Source organism: Paenibacillus sp. J22R67, from assembly GCF_059692175.1.
On the sequence record NZ_JCAUAX010000012.1, the window covers coordinates 169758 to 190935 of the forward strand.

Here is a 21178-nt window from a genome sequence, read left to right on the forward strand (position 1 = left end):
AAGGTCTGCGTGTGGGCCCAAGTAAGGATTTGAATTGAATAAGGGTCTATAAAGTAAAGTGATGAAAAAGGGGCTATTAGGCTACTTACAGAGCCTTTTCCTGCCAAGCGTGATACTGCTCGCGGAATGTGGCCGGCCATTGCTGCTCATCCAGTCCGTATTGCGCCAAGAACGCGAACGCCCAGCGCTCAATGCCGAAGCCAACACAACCCGTAACCGCGTTGCGCTTGCCCATTTTAATATTAAATGCATTACCGAAGGTATTGCTATGGAAATTGACAGATGAGCAGGCAATCGATTTCTTCACATGCGGAATTGTCAGGCGCAGCTCATATTTCATTTCTTGATTGCGTTGGAAGGAAGCTTTCACTTGGAAATCATTCGTGAAGAAAGGGTCATTCGCAATTTCCAACATGGAATCTACGTTCCATTCCACCGCTAATTCTTTGAGATATTCGATCGATTTCAAACGATTTTCTTTGACGAAGTCAGGTTTGCCGACGAAAATGATTTCACGCATAGAGAAGTCGAGCAAACGGCCGAAATCGCTGTGATTTTTGGATTCGAAGCGGTGGCACTTGGCAATCGCAGTTACTACGATTCCTTCACCCTCAAGAGTCTCATTCTCTAGTCCCTCATAGCAATGGTAGCAAGTAGAAGGATTCATCATGAAGTTAGGCTTCACCATGTTAGGATCAAGCTCTAACGGCTCATCTTGCTTCCAGCCGCCTGCATCACGAATGGATTGTGAGAACGATTCAATAACGTCCAAGTCCTCACGTAAATGCGTAACGAAATGAATGTGCTCTGGGAATGACGTGAAATGGTTCGTTTTGTTCAAAGTATGGCTATGAATTACCGCCGGATATTGCTCTTCCTGCATACCCTCAAAACGCTTAGCAATTTTCGTAACGAACGAGTAATCAAGGAAGCGCATCAAGCTGGAGAAAGGCTCACGGAAAATAAACAGGCCTGGCTCCAAAATCTTAATGGCCTTGCGCTCTACTAATTCAGCGATAATATCGCCTTCATAAGGAGTGTCTACTTTATTTTCGAATAAAATATTTTCTTTAAATCCGAAATCGCCATGGGAGAAACGTTCAATCAGACGTCCAACCCGCTCAGCAATGCCCTCATTGCCGTTCGGTGAATTGTGTGTGATGACGATGTGGCCGTCAACTAGTGCGATATCTTGAATATGCTCATCAGCAAAAGCGGAGGCATACTTGACTTGTCCGTGCTGGCTTTCGGCTAAGCCTTCTAGAGAAATTTTACATGTCAACATGAGTGGGTTACCTCGCAGTCTTCTTGGAAATAAAATCGGCAATTTCGCTTACCGTGTTCATGGAGTACAGCATGAGATCTTGATTCGTCACTTGGATGTTATACGTCTTCTCAATGTGGGCGATCAGTGCTGTAGCACCGATGGAATCGATAAACCCATAATCGAACAAATGAACATCAACGTCAAAATCGTCATCGTCCTCGGCAATTTCATAACGCTCGCGAATATGCTGCTCAAGCTGCGCTAGTAAGTCTTCATTAGACATGATGGAAAGCCTCCTGGTTAATTGAAATTTAATGCTGTTTTAAATGGGAAGAGAAAAAGATAACATTGCATTGTCACTGTGCTTTGCTAGTAAATGACAGCGTAGTTACTTCCCCATATCGGGTAATGGTGTAGAGATGATTCGCTGCGTCATACTCGATTTTGGCATCGCCCGCGAATTCAAGCTCCGTAGGACTGAATAACTTCACCTGCTGGAGGCCGGCTGCTTTGAGCTCCAAATGGTGGGTAGTTCCTTGCTCTGTCAGAGAAAAAGGTACATTAGCACGCACAATATGCAGCCGTTCTCTAGTCGGCGCAATGCCGATGACGGATGGTTGTGCCAATCCTACATAGAAACGGTTATCTATCGTTGTATAGGCATCAGAATCGCTTTGCAAGGAGTACAAGGCTAATTTCTCGCCTTTCTCTACGACAACTCCTAGCGTTCCAGCATACTCTTCAGCCAAGTTAGGCACTGCCTTCGCATTCGGTGTCAAAGTCGCATGGAAGTGCGGGCTGCCGCCTGCTAGACGATCTTTGAGCCTGTCCCATAAATAGAAGGCCCATGACTGGCTGATCCGAACCTCGCTTTTCATAGCGGTTAAGAAGGATTTGGCCATTTGTTTCTCAGTCATAAAATTATAATCATGCTTCGTGCGAAGCTTGTCAAAATAGTCAGCGAACTGCGTCAAATCTGCGATTTTGGATGGTTCGGGAAAATGGTACTCGATGTGCTCGAAATAATCAATCGGCATATCTAACTTTACCATCGATTCGAACACATCCGTCGTGGCATAGTCGCCTGTTCGCAGCACGGGTGTCGGTGTATGTATCAACATCGTACGGTCCGTTCTGCCTTGTTTATCTTGCAGCAGGAATGGCAGCGACCATATGGACTCTGGCCGGGAAATAACAGGCGACTCCGAAGGCAGGAAGCCGAAATTATACCACATGCCGTCCTGTTCCTCGCTTCGCAGTGTTTGCTGATGATCTTCGTTATTCACGCGCCATGTGTGCTGATTCGTGCCGGGATGCAGCCAAGGAATGCCTAACTTGGCGAAGGCTTGCTTATGCAGAGCAAGCTCAGCTTGTTCCTGTTCAGCGCTTTTGAAATTGTGCACAAATATGTGTGGATCTAAGTCAAGATAGTTATCACGCGTATATTGGATAAATTCCTTGAGTTCAGCTTGATAAGGAAACTGCGGATCATCAATCGCAACAGGGAATCCGAATTCGATGCCTCCGACGATCAGATCGTCTTTGCCGTCGTGATTAAGATCCAGCCACAGCGGCACCGAGTTATGCCCGGCAACCAAAGCGCGATTGCCGACTTGGTTTAAGGTTGTGCCTTCCAGGGGACCCGTATTCGTCCAAGCACCAGCGGTGCTTTGTAGATACACTTGCAAGTCCCCGTCGCTGCTGCCGACCACGAGATCCAGTCGGCCATCGCCGTTCATGTCGCGCGCGGCTGGCGCAGCGTACGCGGCGCTGTTCGGCAGCGCGAAGATCTCGCTGCCTACCTCTAAGGCAAGGGCCGCTGCGCTCCGGCCCTTGTAGAGCCACACTCGTCCATCGGCTCCGCCTAGGACGAGGTCGAGCTTGCCGTCGCCGTCCATATCGGCGACGTACGGCGCTGCAGGCCCTCCGGGCAGCTGCAGCGCTTTCCCGCCCGCGGGCACGGCCGCGGGCTTCGCGAACCTGCCGCTAGCGAGCTGCGGCAGCTCATACACGGCCCCGGACTCGTCAGATGCGACGAGGTCCGGGCGGCCGTCTCCGTTCACGTCTGCTGCGTGAACGGCACTGTAAGGGCTGAGCTGGAGCGGCACGCCGGACTCCAGCAACAGCTTCGAAGGCGCGCCGAAGGTGTCCGGCTGCGCCAAGCCCTCAGGCGGCGGCTCGCTTACGTACGCCGCCGGATCAGGTCCTTGATTCGAGTAGACGTACACGAATCCATCGGCGCTGCCGACCAGCACATCGGTGCGGCCGTCTCCGTTCAGATCCGCGGCGGCTGGGTACGCGCGGTAGGGCAGTTCAATCGCGCTCGACAGATCGCGATATTGCGGGAACAGCGCCTGCCGCAGCGGCTTGCCGGCAGACATCACGTGCAGGCCGCTCGCGTAGCCCGAGCTGGGCAGCTCACCGATGAACGCGGGCTGCGCGTTCGTTCCGGTGTTGAGCTGCACGGTCAAGCTCTCTCGCCACTGCCCCCAATAGAAGGCGTTGCGCACGAGGGTGAACGAGGGAATCTCGTTATACTTTTTGAGTTCCTCGGACCAAGCGATACCGTCTTTGTGCTGGATGGCGGGCATCGCCTCAAAGTGATTCTGAAAGGCCATGGCGGGTCTGCCATAAGGACCAAGAACTTTGCGAACACTGTAGCCTAACGTCTCTTTGGCTACATAGGATAGCAGCTCACTGCGATACTGCATGTTGGCTGCTGCGAAATCAAAGTTAAAATAAGGATCAATCGGTAAAGCTCTTTTATTGAAGTAAGTCGTTCCCGGTGTTGTCTTGCCTGTGGCTTGATATTTGGCTGCCAGTTGAGCGAAGCCTAGATTCAGGTCAGCACCGCTTTGCATGTCGTAACCGGTTGGAAAGTAGCGATTAGGCAGAAAGTTGCTAGAGATCAGCACGGTGCCTTTCCCTACATGGTTCTGCATAGCCAGCGAAACAGGTTTGCCGGACACATTCATTGCGACAATGGTCTGTCCTGAAGACGGAACGAAGCCATACCCCATATGGAAACCTGGAAGGTCTTCCATCGCGTGATGCTTGAGGTAGCTTTCGCTAAACAATTGAAAGGTTGTCTGCACGCCTTGCAGATTAATAGAAACCTTAGGGTAGCTGAGGCTTAGCGAATCTGCAGTCATTTGTGGTGCTCCTAAACTTGCAAGCGAAACTTTTTGCAAGTTAACCAGCTCTGCAGCACCAAGGAAATCGAGTGGCAGGCGGGAAGCAAACCCATTTTCGACTAGCAAATGCCCACCTTGCTTCACATAGCTTATGAGCTTTGCCGTCTGCTCTGTCCATGCGGCATCCTCGGCCAGGGCAGGGTCCAGATAGATCGCATCGTAAGCGTTCAGCTTACTAGCAGATAACGCTGCTAGCTTTTGTTTGTCTACGGAAGTGCCAGCCTGCAAGCTTTGCGTAAAGTTTCCATAGGCTGCCGTATCATAAGAATCTCCACTAATTGCATAGAGGAGCTTGGTTTCCTCTATTTTTGGCAAAAATAGAAGTAGGCCCACTACTAATAGGAAACCGAGGGCTAGTCCGACAACAATTTTTAATATGCGAATTTTCGACAAAACCAAAAGGATCCCTCGATTACTAAAAAGGTCACTATCCTTGACATTATAGCATTCATGGGTAAGTTTGTTAACTTTTAAAGGGTTACCCTGTATGCAGGTAAGGTTTGGGAATTTGCGGAGGCTGTCGGATATTGACCAGGTTTGGAAATGCTTGTGCCCTAGATTCCTACCTATCGTTTCTGTTACACTAAAGAGAAGACTTTGAGGGTTACCTGAGGATCTATTATTGAAAGGATTTGCTGCCATGCGTACGATACGCAGAGAAGATATAGAATTATTGGCCCCTGCGGGGGATTGGGATTGTTTGAGAGCGGCTGTTGCCAATGGGGCGGATGCCGTGTTTTTTGGTGTGGAGAAATTTAATGCTAGAGCGCGCGCGCATAATTTCACGATGGCTGAGCTGCCGGATATTATGTCTTTCCTTCATCTATATGGTGTTAAGGGTTTCCTAACCTTTAATATTCTAGTATTTGAGGAAGAGCTGAGCGAGGCGAAGCAGTTGATTGAAGCTTGTGTCGATGCAGGTGTCGATGCGGTTATTGTGCAAGATCTGGGTCTTGTGAAAATGATTCGTGAAATCTCCCCGGATTTCCCGATTCACGGTTCCACGCAGATGACGATTACATCGCCTGAGGCTGTTGAATTTACGAAACCTTTTGATATTGAACGGGTCGTTTTGGGACGCGAAAATAATTTGAAACAAATTAAACAAATCGGAGATCAAGCGAAGCTTCCTATGGAAGTGTTCGTGCATGGTGCCCTTTGCGTGTCTTACTCTGGACAGTGCCTGACCTCTGAGATGTGGGGCGGCCGTTCGGCTAACCGCGGGGAGTGCGCGCAGGCATGCCGCTTGCCGTATGATTTGATGATCGATGGTGTGCAAAAGCCGATGGGTGACGTGGCTTACTTGCTGTCGCCGAAAGATTTGGCGGCTATTGAGATTGTGCCTGAGTTAATCGAAGCAGGCGTTTGCTCCTTCAAAATTGAAGGGCGTTTGAAAACCCCTGAATACGTGGCTAACGTCGTGAGTAAGTACCGTAACGCGATTGATCGTTATTTCGATGGCGAGGATGCTCGTCCGTCGAAAGAGGAAGTTCGCGAGCTGCAGCAAAGCTTCTCGCGTGGCTTTACGGTTGGTTTCTTGAACGGAACCAACAATAAACAGCTCGTCGACGGTACATTTCCGAAGAGCCGCGGGGTGTTCGTGGGCCGCGTGAAGCAAATTTTGCGCGACGGTGTGGTTTGTGAGCTTGAAGCGCCAATCAAGCGCGGGGACGGAATTGTTTTCGACGCCGGAGATCCGACGAAGAAGGAAGAAGGCGGCCGTATCTACGATTTGCGCCGCAAAGGCGAGAAAATTGAAGGCGAAGCCGAGGGCGGCGTTATCGAAATCGTTGCGGGACGCAATGATGTGGACTTGAGCCGCTTGCACGTTGGGGATCGGATCTGGAAGACGAACGATCCGCATTTGGACAAACGTCTGCGTCAGACGTTCGAGACCGATAAGCCTTACCGGACTTTCCCGGTTAGCATTAAGATTACGGGCGCTGCGGGCGAGCCGCTCAAAAGCTGGTGGACAGATGTGCAAGGCGGCCATACCGTCTTCGTACAGTCCGAACTTCCGCTTGTTCAAGCGGAGAAAAGACCAATGGATGAGCAGCTATTCGCTGATCAGTTTGGCCGTCTTGGCGGTACGATCTATGCGCTTAGTGATCTGGACGTTCAGTTGAACGGCGAACTCATCGTACCGATGCGCGAGCTTAATGCTATGCGCCGCAGCGCGGTTGAGCTTATGGAAGACGAGCGGCAGAAGCCGCGTGCGTATATGAAGCGTGAGATCGGCGTCTATGACGATGTACCGGAGCTTACTGCTGAGCAGCGTCAAGCCGCTGAACAAGCTCCTGCGCTGTCGTTGGCGGATCGCAGCGGGGTACACCTTACAGCACTTTGCCGTAATTTGGATCAAGTGAAGGCTGTGCTGGAAAAAGACGATGTACAAATGATTTACGCTGATTTTGAATTTATTAAGCAGTTCCCTGCGGCAGTGGAAGCTGTGCATGCTGCCGGGCGCAAAATCGCCTTGGCCACGCCGAGAATTCATATGCCTGGGGAAACGGGCTATTTTAACAATATCTTAAAGCTGAACCCTGATGCTGTGCTGATTCGGAATACAGGTGCTGCTTACTTCTTCTTGAAGCATCAGTTGGAGCATCCGAATGGGCCTAAGCCGCAGTTAATCGGTGATTTCTCCTTAAATGTAGCTAACCACAAAACAGCTTCCTTATTCTTGGAGTCAGGTTTGTCGAAAGTTACGCCATCTTACGATCTAAACATTCAGCAGATGGTCGATCTGCTTCGCCGCGCTGAAACTTCCAAGCTGGAAGTTGTCATTCATCAGCATATGCCGATGTTCCATACGGAGCACTGCGTGTACTGCACGTTCTTGAGCGAAGGCACAGACTTCACGAACTGTGGTCGACCATGTGAGGATCACCATGTGTCCTTGCAGGACCGGGTAGGGATGTCGCATCCGGTACGTGTCGATGAAGGCTGCCGTAACACGGTTTACAATGCTGTTGATCAATCCGGAGCTGAATATTTGAACCACTTCATGGATCTGGGCATTCGTTCCTTCCGCGTGGAGTTCCTTGAAGAGACACCGGATAAGGTGCATGAGATTCTGAGTTTGTATCGTCGTGCAATTAACGGTGACATCAGCGGAACGCAAGTGTGGCGTTCTCTGAAAGCTACCAATCAGTTGGGCGTAACTCGCGGTCAATTGGTGAAGTAAAGCAAGTTGAGTTGATATAGGAAGAAAAGCCATAGACGCTGAGCGTTTATGGCTTTTCTTTTTGGGGATTGGGGGTGGGCGAATACTTGCCCATACACGTTGCGATGGAGGGCACCCTGCGTGGAAGGGGAACTACACGGACGCTATATCTACAAAATCCGCCATTTTATCAAGGAGAGGGAACTGAAGTTCGCTATTTCATCATATTTCGCATAGAATTCTCCCGAATTCCGAGAAATAAAGGCCTGTAGTCCCGCTCGGCCAGCGAAAACTCCACATTGTGCAAAATAGCGGATCGTAGTTCCTCGAAGATGGCCGGTCGGCAGCCTATATAACTACACTTTACTATGCTGGCTAATCGGAGCACTCCACAATGCAGTATAGTCTAGCTGAACGCCAACGTTACAACTCTCTCTCAGCGCGCTCTTAAACAAGCTATACTTTTGAGGGGGATGCTAATTTCTCCTCCAATTACTGATCTCCTCAACGTCCCCTCTCTCACGTGTGATGATGATTTACATAGCGCTACATGTAAGGGTCTCGTTCTTTTTTACCTGAGGCGAAGGAATTGGCCTTCTCCCTGTAGTTCTCCCCAGCCAGCGAAAGCTCAACCTTGTGCAATAATAGTGGATTGCAGTTCCTCAAAAGACCACCATTTTCAATCATTTTCCTCTCCCCAACCAATTTCTGCACATTAAAGGCTTATTTTGTTCACAATCTGGACACAATTTTTTAATGTATTTTTCAGATTTGCTTAAGGTTGGTTTATTGTTCCACGGGTATAGTGATGATGGTTACTATGAACGAAAGAATGAATGGGGGATCTTGGATGCTTGAGGTCAAACAAGTCAGCAAGCTGTACGAAAATGATCGCGGCGTACACAACATCGACTTCTCGATGCAGCGCGGCGAAATCGTCGGCTTTTTAGGGCCCAATGGTGCTGGCAAAACAACGACAATGCGCATGATCACTGGTTACTTGAATCCGACGCACGGCCAAATCCTGGTGGATGGCCACTCCATGACGGACAACCCGAAGAAAGCGCGCCGCAAAATCGGCTATTTGCCGGAAACGCCGCCGCTTTATCCGGAAATGACGGTGCAGTCGTACCTGCGCTTTATCGCGAATCTTCGCGATGTGCCGGCACGGGAGCAGAAGCTGCGCGTCGGCGAAGCGATCGACAAGCTCGGTCTGCAAGGTCGCGAGAAGCAGATCATTCGCTCACTGTCCAAAGGCTACAAACAGCGCTTGGGCCTTGCGCAAGCGATTCTGCACCAACCGGATCTGCTGATTCTGGACGAGCCTACGTCAGGCCTCGATCCGAAGCAGATCATCGAAATCCGCCAGCTGATTCATGAGCTGGGTGAGAACCACACGGTGCTGCTGAGCACGCACATTTTGCCGGAAATTAACGCGATATGTAACCGCGTTCTCATTATTAACCAAGGTCGCGTCGTGCTCGACGAGCGTCCTGAGAATCTCGGCCGCACGATGGGCGAGACGTTTGAAGTGTCGCTCGAGGTCAAGGGACCTCGCGAGCGGATTTTGACCGAGCTGCGCAGCCTGGATACGGTTGCTGATGTCAAGGAGCTAGATGCTCCAGCTCTTCCTGTAACTGCATCCGCAGAGCCTGCAGCTGAAGAAGCTCCTGCCGCCGTCAAGGAAGCGGAGTCCGTGAAGCTGCTCGTCACCTCTGCGGATCGCTCCGATATCCGTGAGGATCTGTTCTTCCGCCTAGCTGGCGCAGGGTATCCGATCCTGGAGATGAAGCGGGAAAGCCTCAGCCTAGAGGATATCTTCCTCAAGCTGACAACGGACGAGCCTGCCGAAGCGGACAGCAAATCGGATGAGGAGGTAGACAACGATGCGTAAAATCTGGGCGATCTGCTCGAAAGAGCTGCAAATGTATTTCTTTTCGCCAGTTGCTTATGTAGCCTTCGCTTTTTATGTGCTGCTGTCTAGCTTCTTTTTCTATATCAACTTTGTAAGCGGTCAGCCGCCGATCATTGATGCGCGTTCTGTGGTAGGTAACACCTCGTTTGTTTATCTGTTTATTATCCCATTATTGACGATGCGTTTGATCGCGGATGAATTCCGCCAAGGCACGGATGAGCTGCTGCTTACATCGCCTGCAGGTATTGGTGAAATTGTGATGGGCAAATATTTATCCACTTTTATCGTGCAGGTAGGACTTGTGGCAATTTCCTTGATTTATCCGCTCATCATGTCAACCTTCGGTGAGATGGATAAGCCGGTTCTATGGCTGTCCTATCTAAGTATGTTCCTAATAGGCTGCGCGATGATGGCTATCGGTTTGTTCGCATCAAGCCTTTCTAACAACCAGATGGTTGCCGGTATTACGGGTTTTGTGATTTTGCTGCTGCTGTGGCTGCTTGATTGGGTGAGCTCCAGCATGACAGGCAAATTGAAAGATTATGTCGGTCAATTCTCATTGACGAGCCATTTGTCGAACCTGCAAAAAGGTGTTCTACATGGCGGCGACATCCTCTTTTATGTCACATTAACCGCAGTATTTCTCGTTCTTAGCATACAAGTCCTTGAAAGAAAGCGTTGGAGGTGAGCGGGATGAACAAGTGGATACGGGGAACGAATGCGACAGTTTTATCCATCGCGGTGATCGGTATTTTCATCATTCTGACCATTTTCCTTCACTCGCTGAAAGGCTTTCAGGTCGATTTGACGAAAAACAAAAATTTTACGCTATCGGAGCAAACGGTCAACACGCTTAAAAACTTAAATCAAGATATTCATGTCATTGCTTTTACAAATAGTGGTGACAACAATGAATTCGTGACGCGTCAGGTTACGGATATGGTCCAGGAGTACAAGAAGCAAAGCAGCAAAATTACGTATGATGAATACGATATGCTGAAACAGCCATCTATGGCTAAGCAATATGGCGTCGACCAAGGCGGTACGCTCATTTTTGAAATGGGCAGCAAGAAACAGAACGTGAATTTCTACGAGTTGTTCGTGGGTCAGCAGGATGGATCTTACACGTTTTCAGGGGAAGAGAAGTTCACGCAAGCCATTACGAGCTTAACTTCTACGGAGAAACACACGGTGTACATGCTTTCCGGTCATCAAGAGTATCCATTGAATGCGATGACGATTTTGAAAAGCAGTCTGGAAGCCGCAAATTACACGGTGAAGGATCTCAATCTTTACGTTGAGGGTAAAATACCTGACGATGCGCAGATGCTCATGCTGCTGGGTCCGCAAAACGATTTGAACGATAAAGAAGCCGAGCTGATTAAGGCCTATTTGAAGGATAAGGGTAAGATCTACATGGCGCTGGGCTTTGATAAAGATATGGCGACCAAGTGGAAAAATATCGATGCCATCATGAAAACGTATGGTATCCAAGATCAACACGCGATTGCTATTGAACCTAAACAAACATCGCTGTATGATCCGTTGACGATTATTCCGGACTACGGTCCTCATGACATTACGAACAAGCTCTCCAGTAATAATCTCGTTACAATGCTGTCGCTGGCAGTTAGTTTGAATGCAGATGAGAGTGCTCCGGATTACACGCAATCACTGCTTTTGAAGACGACTGACAAAGCTTACGGTGAAACCGATATTAACCTGCTTGCACAATCCAAAACCAAACAGGATGCTACGGATGTCAAAGGCCCGCTCAATTTAGGGTATGCGATTTCGAATAAAGATAACAAGCCTAAGGCTGTTATTCTGGGTGGTTCGACGTTCGTGCTGGATCAAGACATTCAAAATCAAGGAAACAAAGATTTTGCGATGAATAGTATCGGCTGGCTGCAAGAACAGAAGGATCAAATTACGATTCGTCCGCGTCAAGGAGATGCGTTCCAGCAAGCGATGATTACGCCTAGCCAGGCGAATACGATTTTCTTAGTCACGATCGTGTTCTTACCGCTCTTGTTCTTAGTCATTGGCGGCTTGATCTGGTGGAGGAGGAGAAGAGGATGAAACGGTTTATTCCTACAATTCTGTTAGTGGTTATTTGTATCGGCGGTTTCTGGTACGCTTCGAGCAAAAACTTCTTTCAAGAGAAACAAGAAGAACCGAAGACTCTTCTCACTCTAAAACAAGAGGATGTACAGGCACTTACGGTGAAAACCGAAGAGCAGCAGATTGATCTGAATCGCACAGACAGTGGCTGGGAGATGAAAAAGCCGGCTGCGGCGCCGATGAATACGAATCAGGTAGATGCGTGGTTGGATGCCATCGGTATCGTTACTTCCACCAAAGTGGTAGAAGAGCAAGCGAGCAATTTAGCCAATTACGGACTAGATAAGCCTATTGGCACTTATGAAGTCACGATGAAAGATGGCTCCAAGAAGGGGCTTCTAGTCGGAACCGCTCTCCCAATCGAAGGTTTCTCCTACGTTCAGGTAGAGGGTTCTCCTGCTGTGTACCAAGTTAGTGATCAAACATTATCTTCGCTGAACAAGGCTCCAGTCGATTTTGCCGAAACAAGTCCGTTCAAAGTCGAGAATGACAAGGTTCAGTCGGTGAAGGTCACGTGGAAAGGTCAGACCTGGACACTCGCCAAAACGGACAAGGACAAAGTTGCCGCTGAGGCGAACTGGAAGCTTGGCGATAAGGAGCTGAAGGGTGCGGATGCGAGTCCTTTGCTGGATGAGCTGGTCTTCTTGCACAGCACGGAGCTGCCGCAGCCACTCGCTCAGAAACCAACGGCTGGCGGCGAGCTTAAAGTTGAGCTTGGTTTGTCCGTAGACGGCAAAGACGTTACCGAGGTTTATGAAGGTAAGGTAAGCCAAGACCAAGTCTGGCTGGCCAAGCAAGGCGGGACATGGTCCTACCAGCTTGCGATGGAAGATATACAGAAATTAGCGGATGCGTATGCCGGTAAGACGGCGCAGCCTGCGTCATAGAAAGAAGCCCCTGACAGCCTTTGCTGTGCGGGGGCTTTTTCTATTGGACAGGTTCCTCTTGCTGTAATGATGTTTTACATCGTTACTGCCTGCGCGGCAGGAGCATTTGCGCGCCTAACGATGATTCACATCTTTGCAGCAGCAATCACGCCCGGCTTCCGCGCGGCACGAGGCATGCAGCGATGTTTTACATCGTTATGGCCTGAGCATTCGGAGCAATTACACGCCTAACGATGAATTACATCGTTACAGCAGCAACAATGCCTGCCTCCCGCGCGGCACGAGGCAGGTACTCTCAGCCAGCCACTGCCGAGTTACAGGTTTTTTTTACCAAATGACATAAAACGGAAGATTTTGGGAAACCTACAAAGAAGGAATGGAAAGGAGGGTAACATTCACATGTACAACAATCAAGGGAACCAAACCATTACCGGCAAGGAGCTCTCGTACCTATCGGATACGTTGAAGAACGAAGATTTGTTAGCAAAGCTTTGCGTACACGCTTCTGTTGGCAGCCAAAGTCCATCATTGAAGCAAACTATGTCTCAGCTTTCCCAGGAACGGCTCCAAAGCGTCAACATCCTCATCAACACGCTGCAGCAGCAATCAGGCTTGACCCACTAACACGTACATAGAGGAGGTGCAAGAAGCATGTATCAACAAAATCCCTACCAACAACAACATCAGCAACAGCAGCAACATCAGGTGCAATTGCAAGAGCAGGATCTTGCTAATTTAGTTCTATCCGAGCTGAAACGCAGTGCAGGGGAGTACACAACAGCGGTAACAGAGGCTGTTAATCCTCAGATTAAACAGACATTTCAAGCTTTACTGTTAAAGACACTTCAATGCCATGCGACTTTATTTCAAGAAATCCAAAAACTCGGCTACTACCAGGTTCAACCAGCAGAGCAGCAGCAAATCCAACAGGAGTTGCAGAAACAAAGCCAGACCGCAGCACAGTTACAGTCGTTTGTGCAGCAAAATTTGAGCCATGCGCCGACGATGAACTACCAACAGCAAGAGCCGATGGGGACTTCGCATCAGCAGCACCAACAGCATCAGCATCAGTACTCTGATAATCAGCACCAGCAAACGCAAAGCCAGCAGCACAACCCAATCGCAGGCTTACATCAGTCAGCCATTCAACCGATGATAAGTGCGTCCCAATATCCGAATGCCGTGCATAATAATCAAGGGCAGGGCTACGGCCAAACGAGCAACGGCTACTCTCAGAACTATGGGGCATCATCCGCTTACGGAGCATCAGAGAATGCTGGTATGGCGGCCAAGTCGGCCAATCCAAGCATCGCTTCTCGCCAATCCTCTAATGTGACAGGTGAGAACTCCTATACGAACAAACAGCACGAGGGCAGCAAATATAGCTTTTAATCGACTCCCTCATCTCAAAAAGACAAAAGACGTCCGCAGCACTTAGCTTAGGGCGTCTTCGTTTTTTCTGCATCGAAATTATTTTTATTAAATTTGTCCCACTTTTCTCATAATCCTGGAATGGAACCAGCTTGTCACACATATATAAGGAACAAGGATGTCCAAACTTATGGGAAAAGGGAGTAGAGCTGATGAAAAAAACATGGATTTACGGCGCAGCGACTTTAATGTTACTTGGAGCAGTTACAACTGCATGCGGTTCTAAAGAGGAAGTCATTAGTTCAACTGGAGCAGGCCCCAAGGTAGCGACAACAGTGGCTTCAGGTGCTAAGCCAGCCATTGACGCACAAGTTTCTAAAGTGGATGGCAGAAATGTAACAATTACGTACGAGACAACAAATTTCCAATTATCGGCCGATAGTATGGATAAAGCGAATGTGCAGGGGCAAGGACATCTGCATCTGTACGTTGATGGCAAGCAAAAGGCGATGATCGGTAAAACGGGTCCGTTAACGCTGAATAATTTAGCTGCTGGTAAACACGAAATCCGCCTTGAGCTTCAGCAAAATGACCACAAAGATCTCAATGTCGAGAAAATCCTTAATATTGAAGTGAAATAAGTGGGAACATTTGTGCGTATTTGGGCGGAAAACAAGCTCGGGTGAAGATCGGAACACGCTGCAAGCATATTCTTTGAAAAGACGGGCAAATAGCCCGTCTTTTGTCATTTGACACACCCGAATGCGTAGCATAGACTGTTGATAGTATGGCAGTATTGCCGCCTAATCGGAGGGAAACAATTGATCGTCGATATACGGAAGTGGAAACATGTTTTTAAGCTGGACCCTGATCGCGACATTTCCGACGAAGCGCTTAATCTCGTTTGTCAGTCGGGAACAGATGCGATTATGGTTGGGGGTTCAACGGGCGTAACGTTTGATAATACCGTAGACCTTATGGCCCGGATTCGTCAGTATGAATTGCCTTGTGTCCTTGAAATTTCTAGCCAAGAGGCTATCGTCCCTGGGTTCGATCTCTTTTTTATTCCGGTGGTGCTTAATGCGGAAGATCCGAATTGGATCGTCGGGCAGCATCATGAAGCATTGAAGGAGTATGGTTCTCTGCTGAATTGGGATGAAATTATAGCGGAAGGTTATGTGATTCTCAACAGCGAGGCTGCAGCGGCGAAGCTGACGAAAGCTCGTGCGAACTTGAATGCCAAAGATGTTGCGGCTTACGCGCGCATGGCGGACAAGTTATTTCATATGCCAATTGTATATTTGGAATACAGTGGTGTGTTCGGCGATATGGAGCTGGTGCGGAGGACGCGGCAAGTTCTGGAGAATGCCCGTTTATTTTATGGGGGCGGCATCGACAGCTTGGCCAAAGCGCAGCAAGCAGCGGAAGTTGCAGATACCATTGTCGTAGGCAACATCATCTATAGTGATCTGGAGCAGGCGCTTCAGACGGTGAACGTGAATTTTGATAGAACAGGAAGGTAACTTTAATGAACGAGACAGTCAATATCTTAGATGCGATTAAAAGGTTGAATCCCCAGCAGCGCAAAGCGGTCGAAGCGGTTGACGGTCCACTTTTGATTATGGCTGGAGCGGGAAGCGGAAAGACGCGTGTGCTCACGCATCGGATTGCTTATCTGATCGGCACGCGCAGGGCGGCGCCATGGAGCATTCTAGCGTTAACATTTACGAATAAGGCAGCGCGCGAAATGCAGGATCGTGTTGGCAAGCTAGTCGGCGGGAGCGGGAACGATATTTGGGTTTCTACATTTCACTCCATGTGTGTGCGTATGCTGCGCAGAGATATTTCGCGAATCGGTTTCACTTCGAATTTTACGATTCTGGATTCAGGCGATCAACTCTCTGTGATTAAAACCTGCTGCAAAGAACTCAACATCGATACGAAGAAGTTTGAGCCCAAAACGTTTCAAGCAGCCATCTCTACAGCCAAAAACGAACTTATTTCTCCTAAACAATTTGAAGATAAAATAGGCGACTACTTCGACGGACTGACCTCAAAAATTTATACGCTCTACCAAAAAAAGCTGAGAAGCAACAACTCCCTGGATTTCGATGACCTGATTATGGCAACCATTCATTTGTTTAAGGAAGTACCAGAAGTTCTGGATTACTACCAAAACAAATTCCAATATATCCACGTCGATGAGTATCAAGATACGAATAGGGCGCAGTATATGCTGTGTCAAATGATTGCTGCCAAACATAAGCGCATTTGTGTTGTAGGGGACAGCGATCAGTCCATCTACCGTTGGCGCGGCGCCGATATTACGAATATCCTTAATTTTGAACAAGATTACCCAGATGCTACTTCTATTTTATTAGAGCAAAATTATCGCTCCACCTCGAATATTTTGACGGCGGCGAATAAAGTGATTGCCAATAATACGGGTCGCAAACCCAAAAATCTGTGGACGGATAAAGAAGGCGGCGTAGGCATCAAGCTATTTCAAGCTGACACGGAGCATGAAGAAGGCTATTTCATTACAAGTGAAATTAATAAAAACAAGTCCAAGGGTAAAAAGTTCGCCGATCATGCGATTCTCTACCGGACGAATGCTCAATCACGGGTGATAGAGGAAATTCTCATTAAATCCGACATTTCGTATACGATTGTTGGCGGCGTGAAGTTCTACGATCGCAAAGAGATCAAGGATATTTTGGCTTACCTGAGGCTCATTTCCAATCCCAACGATGATATTAGCTTGAATCGGGTCGTTAACGTGCCGAAGAGGGGCATCGGTGGCACCACGATGGATAAAGTCGCAGATATGGCGGGACGCCGCGGTATTTCGTTATTTGCCATGTTGGAGGAAATCGATGTTCTGGAGATCAATTCAAAGGCGAAGCATGCGTTGGCTGATTTCCGTGAGATGATCGATAATCTGAACCGGATGGTTGAATACTTATCCGTAACGGAACTTACCGAGAAGGTGCTGGAATTATCCCAGTACCGTGTGGAGATGCAGCGAGAGAATACGATTGAATCCAAAGCTCGCCTCGAAAATATTGAAGAGTTCCTGTCCGTGACGATGGACTTTGAGAAACGCAACGAGGACAAGTCCCTCATCTCGTTCCTGACCGATTTGGCGCTTATCGCCGATATCGATACCTTGGATAAAGACCAACCAGAGGAAGAACAGGACGCTGTCGTATTAATGACGATGCACAGCGCCAAAGGTCTGGAATTCCCGGTTGTTTTCATCATCGGGATGGAAGAAGGCGTCTTCCCGCACAGCCGTGCTTTTGCGGATAACGAAGAGCTCGAAGAGGAGCGCCGGCTAGCCTATGTCGGCATCACGCGCGCGGAGGAAGAGCTTTTCCTCACGTGCGCGCGTATGCGCACGCTCTTTGGCCGCACCGCCGCTAACGCGCCATCGCGATTCCTCCAGGAGATTCCGCCGGAACTCCTGGAGAAAGTCTCGATGGGAGGCTCCATCGGCGGAGGCTTCTCCCGAGCTGGCCGCACCAGCTCGTGGGGCAGCAGTGGAGGCGGAAGCGCCGCCGCCTCCTCCACGAGCCGCGGCACAACCGCCGGCTCGTCTACCTGGGGCACGCCGTCCTCATTCGGACGGCCAAGTGCCGGCGCGGCTGCGCCAAGCCCTGCAGCGGCTGCGAAGCCGCCTGCTTTCCGGGCTCCGCAGCCTGCCGCAGGCGGCGCGGTGCCGGACTACAAAGCCAGCGACAAAGTGTCGCATGGCAAGTGGGGCGTCGGCACCGTTGTGTCCGTGAAAGGCTCGGGTGATGACACCGAGCTGCAAATTGCTTTCCCGGCGCCTAATGGCTTAAAGCGCCTGTTGGCGAAATTCGCCCCTATTACGAAGTTGTAGGGGCCGGCTACAAGGAATACCTATTTCCCATTAGAGAGGAAGAGCCCGTAATGACAGATGCCATCGCGGCAATGAAAACCCTCATCCAAGAAATAAACAAACACAATCATAATTATTACACGCTCGATCAACCGACGATTTCGGATGCTGAGTGGGACGCTTTATATGATAGATTAGCATTGCTGGAGAAGGAGACAGGGACAATCCTGCCCTCTTCCCCGACGCAGCGTGTGGGCGGCGCCATCCTGAAGGGTTTTGACCCGCACCGCCATTTAGCCCGTCTTTGGAGCTTGGATAAAGCGCAAAATGCGGAGGATCTACAAACTTGGCATACACGCGTACTTAAGCTGATTGCCGACTATAACAGCAAAAACCCGGAAACCCCTCTGCCCGAGCCGACCTATGTGGTGGAATTAAAGTTTGATGGACTTACGCTCAATCTTACCTATGAAGCGGGACAGCTTAAACAAGCCTCCACACGTGGGAATGGTACCGTAGGAGAAGGGATTTTAGCGCAGATTAAGACCATTAAATCCATCCCCCTCGAAATTCCCTATGATCAAGGGACGATTGAAGTGCAGGGTGAAGGCATGATGTTCCTATCTGTCCTTGAAGCGTACAACCAGACTGCCGCAGAGCCGCTCAAAAACGCTCGAAATGCGGCCGCCGGAGCGCTGCGCAACTTGAATCCTAAAATGACTGCAGAGCGTAAGTTGAACGCTTTTTTCTATAACGTAGGTTATTCGGACAATATTCAATTTGCAAACCATGCGGATATGGTTCAGTTTCTAAGGGACAACCATTTCAAAATCAGTAACCGTACACGTTATTTCAATACGATCGAAGAAGTACGCACAGAGCTGGAGAGGATCGCGGAAGAGCGCTTAGGCTTTGATTTCCTCATCGATGGTAGCGTTGTGAAGCTAACGGACATGCGCACACGGGAAGTGCTTGGCTATACGGAGAAGTTCCCTCGTTGGGCTATCGCGTACAAGTTCGAGGCGGAAGAAGCAACAACGATCCTGCAAAGCGTATCCTGGGAAGTAGGCCGTACCGGCAAAATTACGCCGTTAGCCCGCGTAGAAGCCGTAGATCTCGCTGGCGTTACCGTACAGAACTGTACGTTGAACAATGTCGGCGACATCGAACGTAAGAACCTCAAGCACGCCTTAGGCAGCCTCGTCTACATTCGTCGCTCCAATGACGTCATTCCCGAAATTCTCGGCAAAGTGACCGAGGAGAATGACGGCGGGGAAATCGTCGCTCCGACGCATTGCCCTTCCTGCGGCAGTGAGCTTGAGATGCGTGGCGCGCATCTATTCTGTTTGAACCGGCTTGGCTGCAGTCCGCAGCTCGTTGGACGTATGTCGCATTTTGCCTCGCGCGATGCTATGGACATTGAGTTCTTCAGCGAGATGACGGCTTCGCAGTTGCACCAAGAGCTTGGCGTCAATGATCCTGCGGATCTCTATTCGCTGCAGTTTGACGATCTGGTGAAGCTTGACCGCTTCGGAGAGAAGAAGGTCAATAACCTGCTGGGCGCGCTGGAGAAAAGTAAATCCCGCGACCTCGCGTCGTTCCTATATGCATTAGGTATTCCCAACTCCGGCAAAACGACAACGAAAGTACTGGCCGATCATTACCGCAGCTTGTCCAAAATCATGGCGGCAACGCCGGAAGAGCTGATCACGCTCCCTGACGTGGGAGGCATTGTCGCTGAGAGCATTTATTCTTTCTTCCGTGACCCTGTGATGGTATCCAGTATTGAGCGTATGTTGGCCGCAGGCGTCAATCCGATTGCCGAAGAATCTGCAGTCGTGATGGCTAGTCCGGATAGCCCGTTTTTTGGCAAAACAGTTGTTCTTACAGGTACGCTTTCCACCATGGGGCGTGACGAATGCGCCAAGAAGCTTGAAGCGCTTGGGGCCAAAATCACCGGCAGCGTATCTAAGAAAACGGACATTGTTATTGCAGGCGAGAGCGCTGGCAGCAAGTTGACCAAAGCTCAGGAACTTGGCATTCGGATTATTGATGATGAGCAGGAGCTTTTGCAGCTGCTGGGTGAAGGTTAATTTAAATTTTTGAAAAGAGGGTTGCGCCATGACAGGTAAGCTGCATATTGTGAACGGAGACGCTTTTGGAGATAAACTGCGTAAGTCGAGCATAGATGGCGAAATACTGGTGTGGCGCGAGTCTCTATATGAAGGACCTATTGGCATGCGAATGTCGGATAGTCTCCTTTTACCCATTAGGGCTTCTTATATGTTTCAAAAGCATGAGATCCCAGAAGATATGTTTACGTCCACAACACTTCATCAAGAAAAGCAATTGGATGTGCTCTTAAGAGAGGTTAATGAAATTGTCCTGTGGTTTGATCAGGATCTTTTTGACCAATTGATGCTCTGTTACATACTATCGCGACTATCTGCTCTGCATAATGGATCAATTCAATTATCACTTATCCAGTATGATCAAAAGATTGAATATCAAATTACGGAACTTTACAGTGAGGTGTCGCCAGCAACAGAGGGGCAGCTTAATATTGCTGCTAAGGTATGGAGTGCCTATTCTGCCTCGGAGCCGCTGTCTTTGCTAGCTTTAATGGTGGAGGACTTGTCGGAGCTTTCTTTTCTTAAAAGGGCGCTAGAGGTTAATTTAGGGCGTTATCCCTCTATGCAAAATGGTCTGAGCAGTCTAGAGCAGCTCATTCTTGAGGAAATTGATCGTAGCGAGGTTTCTCTATACTCTCTATTCCAAATAGTAAGCGAGAAAGCCAGTGACTATGGCTTAGGCGATTTGCAGTTCTGGGGCATGTTAGAGCAGCTCCGGTTATGTGATCATCCGTTAATCTCTCTTACTGGAGGAGTCAGACTGCCCAAATACGGCGAACCGTTACCGGTTCAGTTCGAGAATTGGCGAGTAAGATTAACAGATACGGGTAGACTAGTTCTCACGGGTAAAGAAGATCACATCGCTTTGAATGGTATTAACGATTGGATTGGTGGTGTCCATTTGCATGGGAAACAGCACATCTGGCGCCTAGACATAGTAGAATCAAGGTTTCTGAGGCTGTAAGATAATGTATATAAAAAGATGCTTGCAATTGGTTTTGAAACCTGATAGTATATGTTCTTGTCACCGCAAGAGCGACACATTAACGCTTTAAACGGTAACGCAATAAAGCTCTTTGAAAACTGAACAAATAGATGAAGTGAATCAGCAAAATCAGTCGCGCAAGCGACACAATGAGATTGCAAAATCTCGCTAGCAAGTCAATGAGTACAATTAAGCTTTTCTACTATGGAGAGTTTGATCCTGGCTCAGGACGAACGCTGGCGGCGTGCCTAATACATGCAAGTCGAGCGGAG

The 21178-nt window shown here is 49.1% G+C and carries 16 protein-coding genes and 1 rRNA gene; 14 read left to right on the forward strand and 3 right to left on the reverse strand.

The window, feature by feature from the left end:
* Positions 1–85: 85 nt before the first annotated feature.
* The 3 genes from AC58VC_RS32050 to AC58VC_RS32060 all read right to left on the reverse strand — a co-directional run bounded on the left by AC58VC_RS32050 (position 86) and on the right by AC58VC_RS32060 (position 4854).
* A complete protein-coding gene (locus tag AC58VC_RS32050) occupies positions 86–1285 on the reverse strand; it encodes a class-II aminoacyl-tRNA synthetase family protein (RefSeq protein ID WP_497374973.1) in 1200 nt (399 codons plus the stop codon).
* A 7-nt stretch (positions 1286–1292) separates the two neighbouring features.
* Positions 1293–1550, reverse strand: coding sequence for an acyl carrier protein (locus tag AC58VC_RS32055; RefSeq protein ID WP_161410057.1), 258 nt, complete (start codon positions 1548–1550; stop codon positions 1293–1295).
* A gap of 73 nt (positions 1551–1623) precedes the next feature.
* Entirely contained in the window at positions 1624–4854 is a 3231-nt protein-coding gene (locus tag AC58VC_RS32060) for an FG-GAP repeat domain-containing protein (RefSeq protein WP_497374975.1), read from the reverse strand.
* Positions 4855–5101: 247 nt separating this feature from the next.
* On the opposite strand from AC58VC_RS32060, the gene AC58VC_RS32065 reads away from it, so the two are divergent.
* From AC58VC_RS32065 to AC58VC_RS32130, 14 genes are all read left to right on the forward strand, one after another.
* The gene (locus tag AC58VC_RS32065; RefSeq protein ID WP_497374977.1) at positions 5102–7648 is read left to right on the forward strand and encodes a U32 family peptidase; all 2547 of its coding nucleotides are present in this window, start codon (positions 5102–5104) and stop codon (positions 7646–7648) included.
* Between the two features lie 829 nt (positions 7649–8477).
* Entirely contained in the window at positions 8478–9521 is a 1044-nt protein-coding gene (locus AC58VC_RS32070; protein ID WP_497374979.1) for an ABC transporter ATP-binding protein, read from the forward strand.
* A complete protein-coding gene (locus AC58VC_RS32075) occupies positions 9514–10230 on the forward strand; it encodes an ABC transporter permease subunit (RefSeq protein WP_497374981.1) in 717 nt (238 codons plus the stop codon). Before AC58VC_RS32070 ends, AC58VC_RS32075 begins: the two co-directional genes overlap by 8 nt.
* Positions 10231–10235: 5 nt before the next feature.
* On the forward strand, positions 10236–11624 hold the full coding sequence (locus tag AC58VC_RS32080) for a GldG family protein (RefSeq protein WP_497374983.1): 1389 nt from the start codon (positions 10236–10238) through the stop codon (positions 11622–11624).
* Complete coding sequence (locus AC58VC_RS32085; RefSeq protein ID WP_497374985.1) at positions 11621–12553, forward strand: DUF4340 domain-containing protein; 933 nt, start codon at positions 11621–11623, stop codon at positions 12551–12553. The genes AC58VC_RS32080 and AC58VC_RS32085 overlap by 4 nt, the downstream gene beginning before the upstream one ends.
* A 69-nt stretch (positions 12554–12622) precedes the next feature.
* A complete protein-coding gene (locus AC58VC_RS32090; RefSeq protein ID WP_497374987.1) occupies positions 12623–12784 on the forward strand; it encodes a hypothetical protein in 162 nt (53 codons plus the stop codon).
* A 168-nt stretch (positions 12785–12952) separates the two neighbouring features.
* Complete coding sequence (locus AC58VC_RS32095; RefSeq protein WP_497374989.1) at positions 12953–13177, forward strand: hypothetical protein; 225 nt, start codon at positions 12953–12955, stop codon at positions 13175–13177.
* 27 nt (positions 13178–13204) lie between these two features.
* Entirely contained in the window at positions 13205–13945 is a 741-nt protein-coding gene (locus tag AC58VC_RS32100) for a spore coat protein (RefSeq protein ID WP_497374990.1), read from the forward strand.
* Positions 13946–14136: 191 nt separating this feature from the next.
* The gene (locus tag AC58VC_RS32105) at positions 14137–14565 is read left to right on the forward strand and encodes a hypothetical protein (protein ID WP_497374992.1); all 429 of its coding nucleotides are present in this window, start codon (positions 14137–14139) and stop codon (positions 14563–14565) included.
* 180 nt (positions 14566–14745) lie between these two features.
* Positions 14746–15447 carry a heptaprenylglyceryl phosphate synthase gene (gene pcrB, locus AC58VC_RS32110; protein WP_497374994.1) on the forward strand — a complete coding sequence of 234 codons (702 nt, stop codon included), beginning with the start codon at positions 14746–14748 and terminating at the stop codon, positions 15445–15447.
* 5 nt (positions 15448–15452) lie between these two features.
* Positions 15453–17810, forward strand: a complete 2358-nt coding sequence (gene pcrA / locus AC58VC_RS32115) for a DNA helicase PcrA (RefSeq protein WP_497374996.1) — start codon at positions 15453–15455, stop codon at positions 17808–17810.
* Positions 17811–17860: 50 nt separating this feature from the next.
* Positions 17861–19882, forward strand: coding sequence for an NAD-dependent DNA ligase LigA (gene ligA, locus AC58VC_RS32120; RefSeq protein WP_497374998.1), 2022 nt, complete (start codon positions 17861–17863; stop codon positions 19880–19882).
* A gap of 28 nt (positions 19883–19910) precedes the next feature.
* Positions 19911–20885 (forward strand): DUF1835 domain-containing protein, encoded by a 975-nt coding sequence (locus AC58VC_RS32125; RefSeq protein WP_497375000.1) that lies wholly within the window; start codon positions 19911–19913, stop codon positions 20883–20885.
* A 222-nt stretch (positions 20886–21107) separates the two neighbouring features.
* Positions 21108–21178: ribosomal RNA gene (locus AC58VC_RS32130) — 16S ribosomal RNA — on the forward strand; the annotation flags it as partial.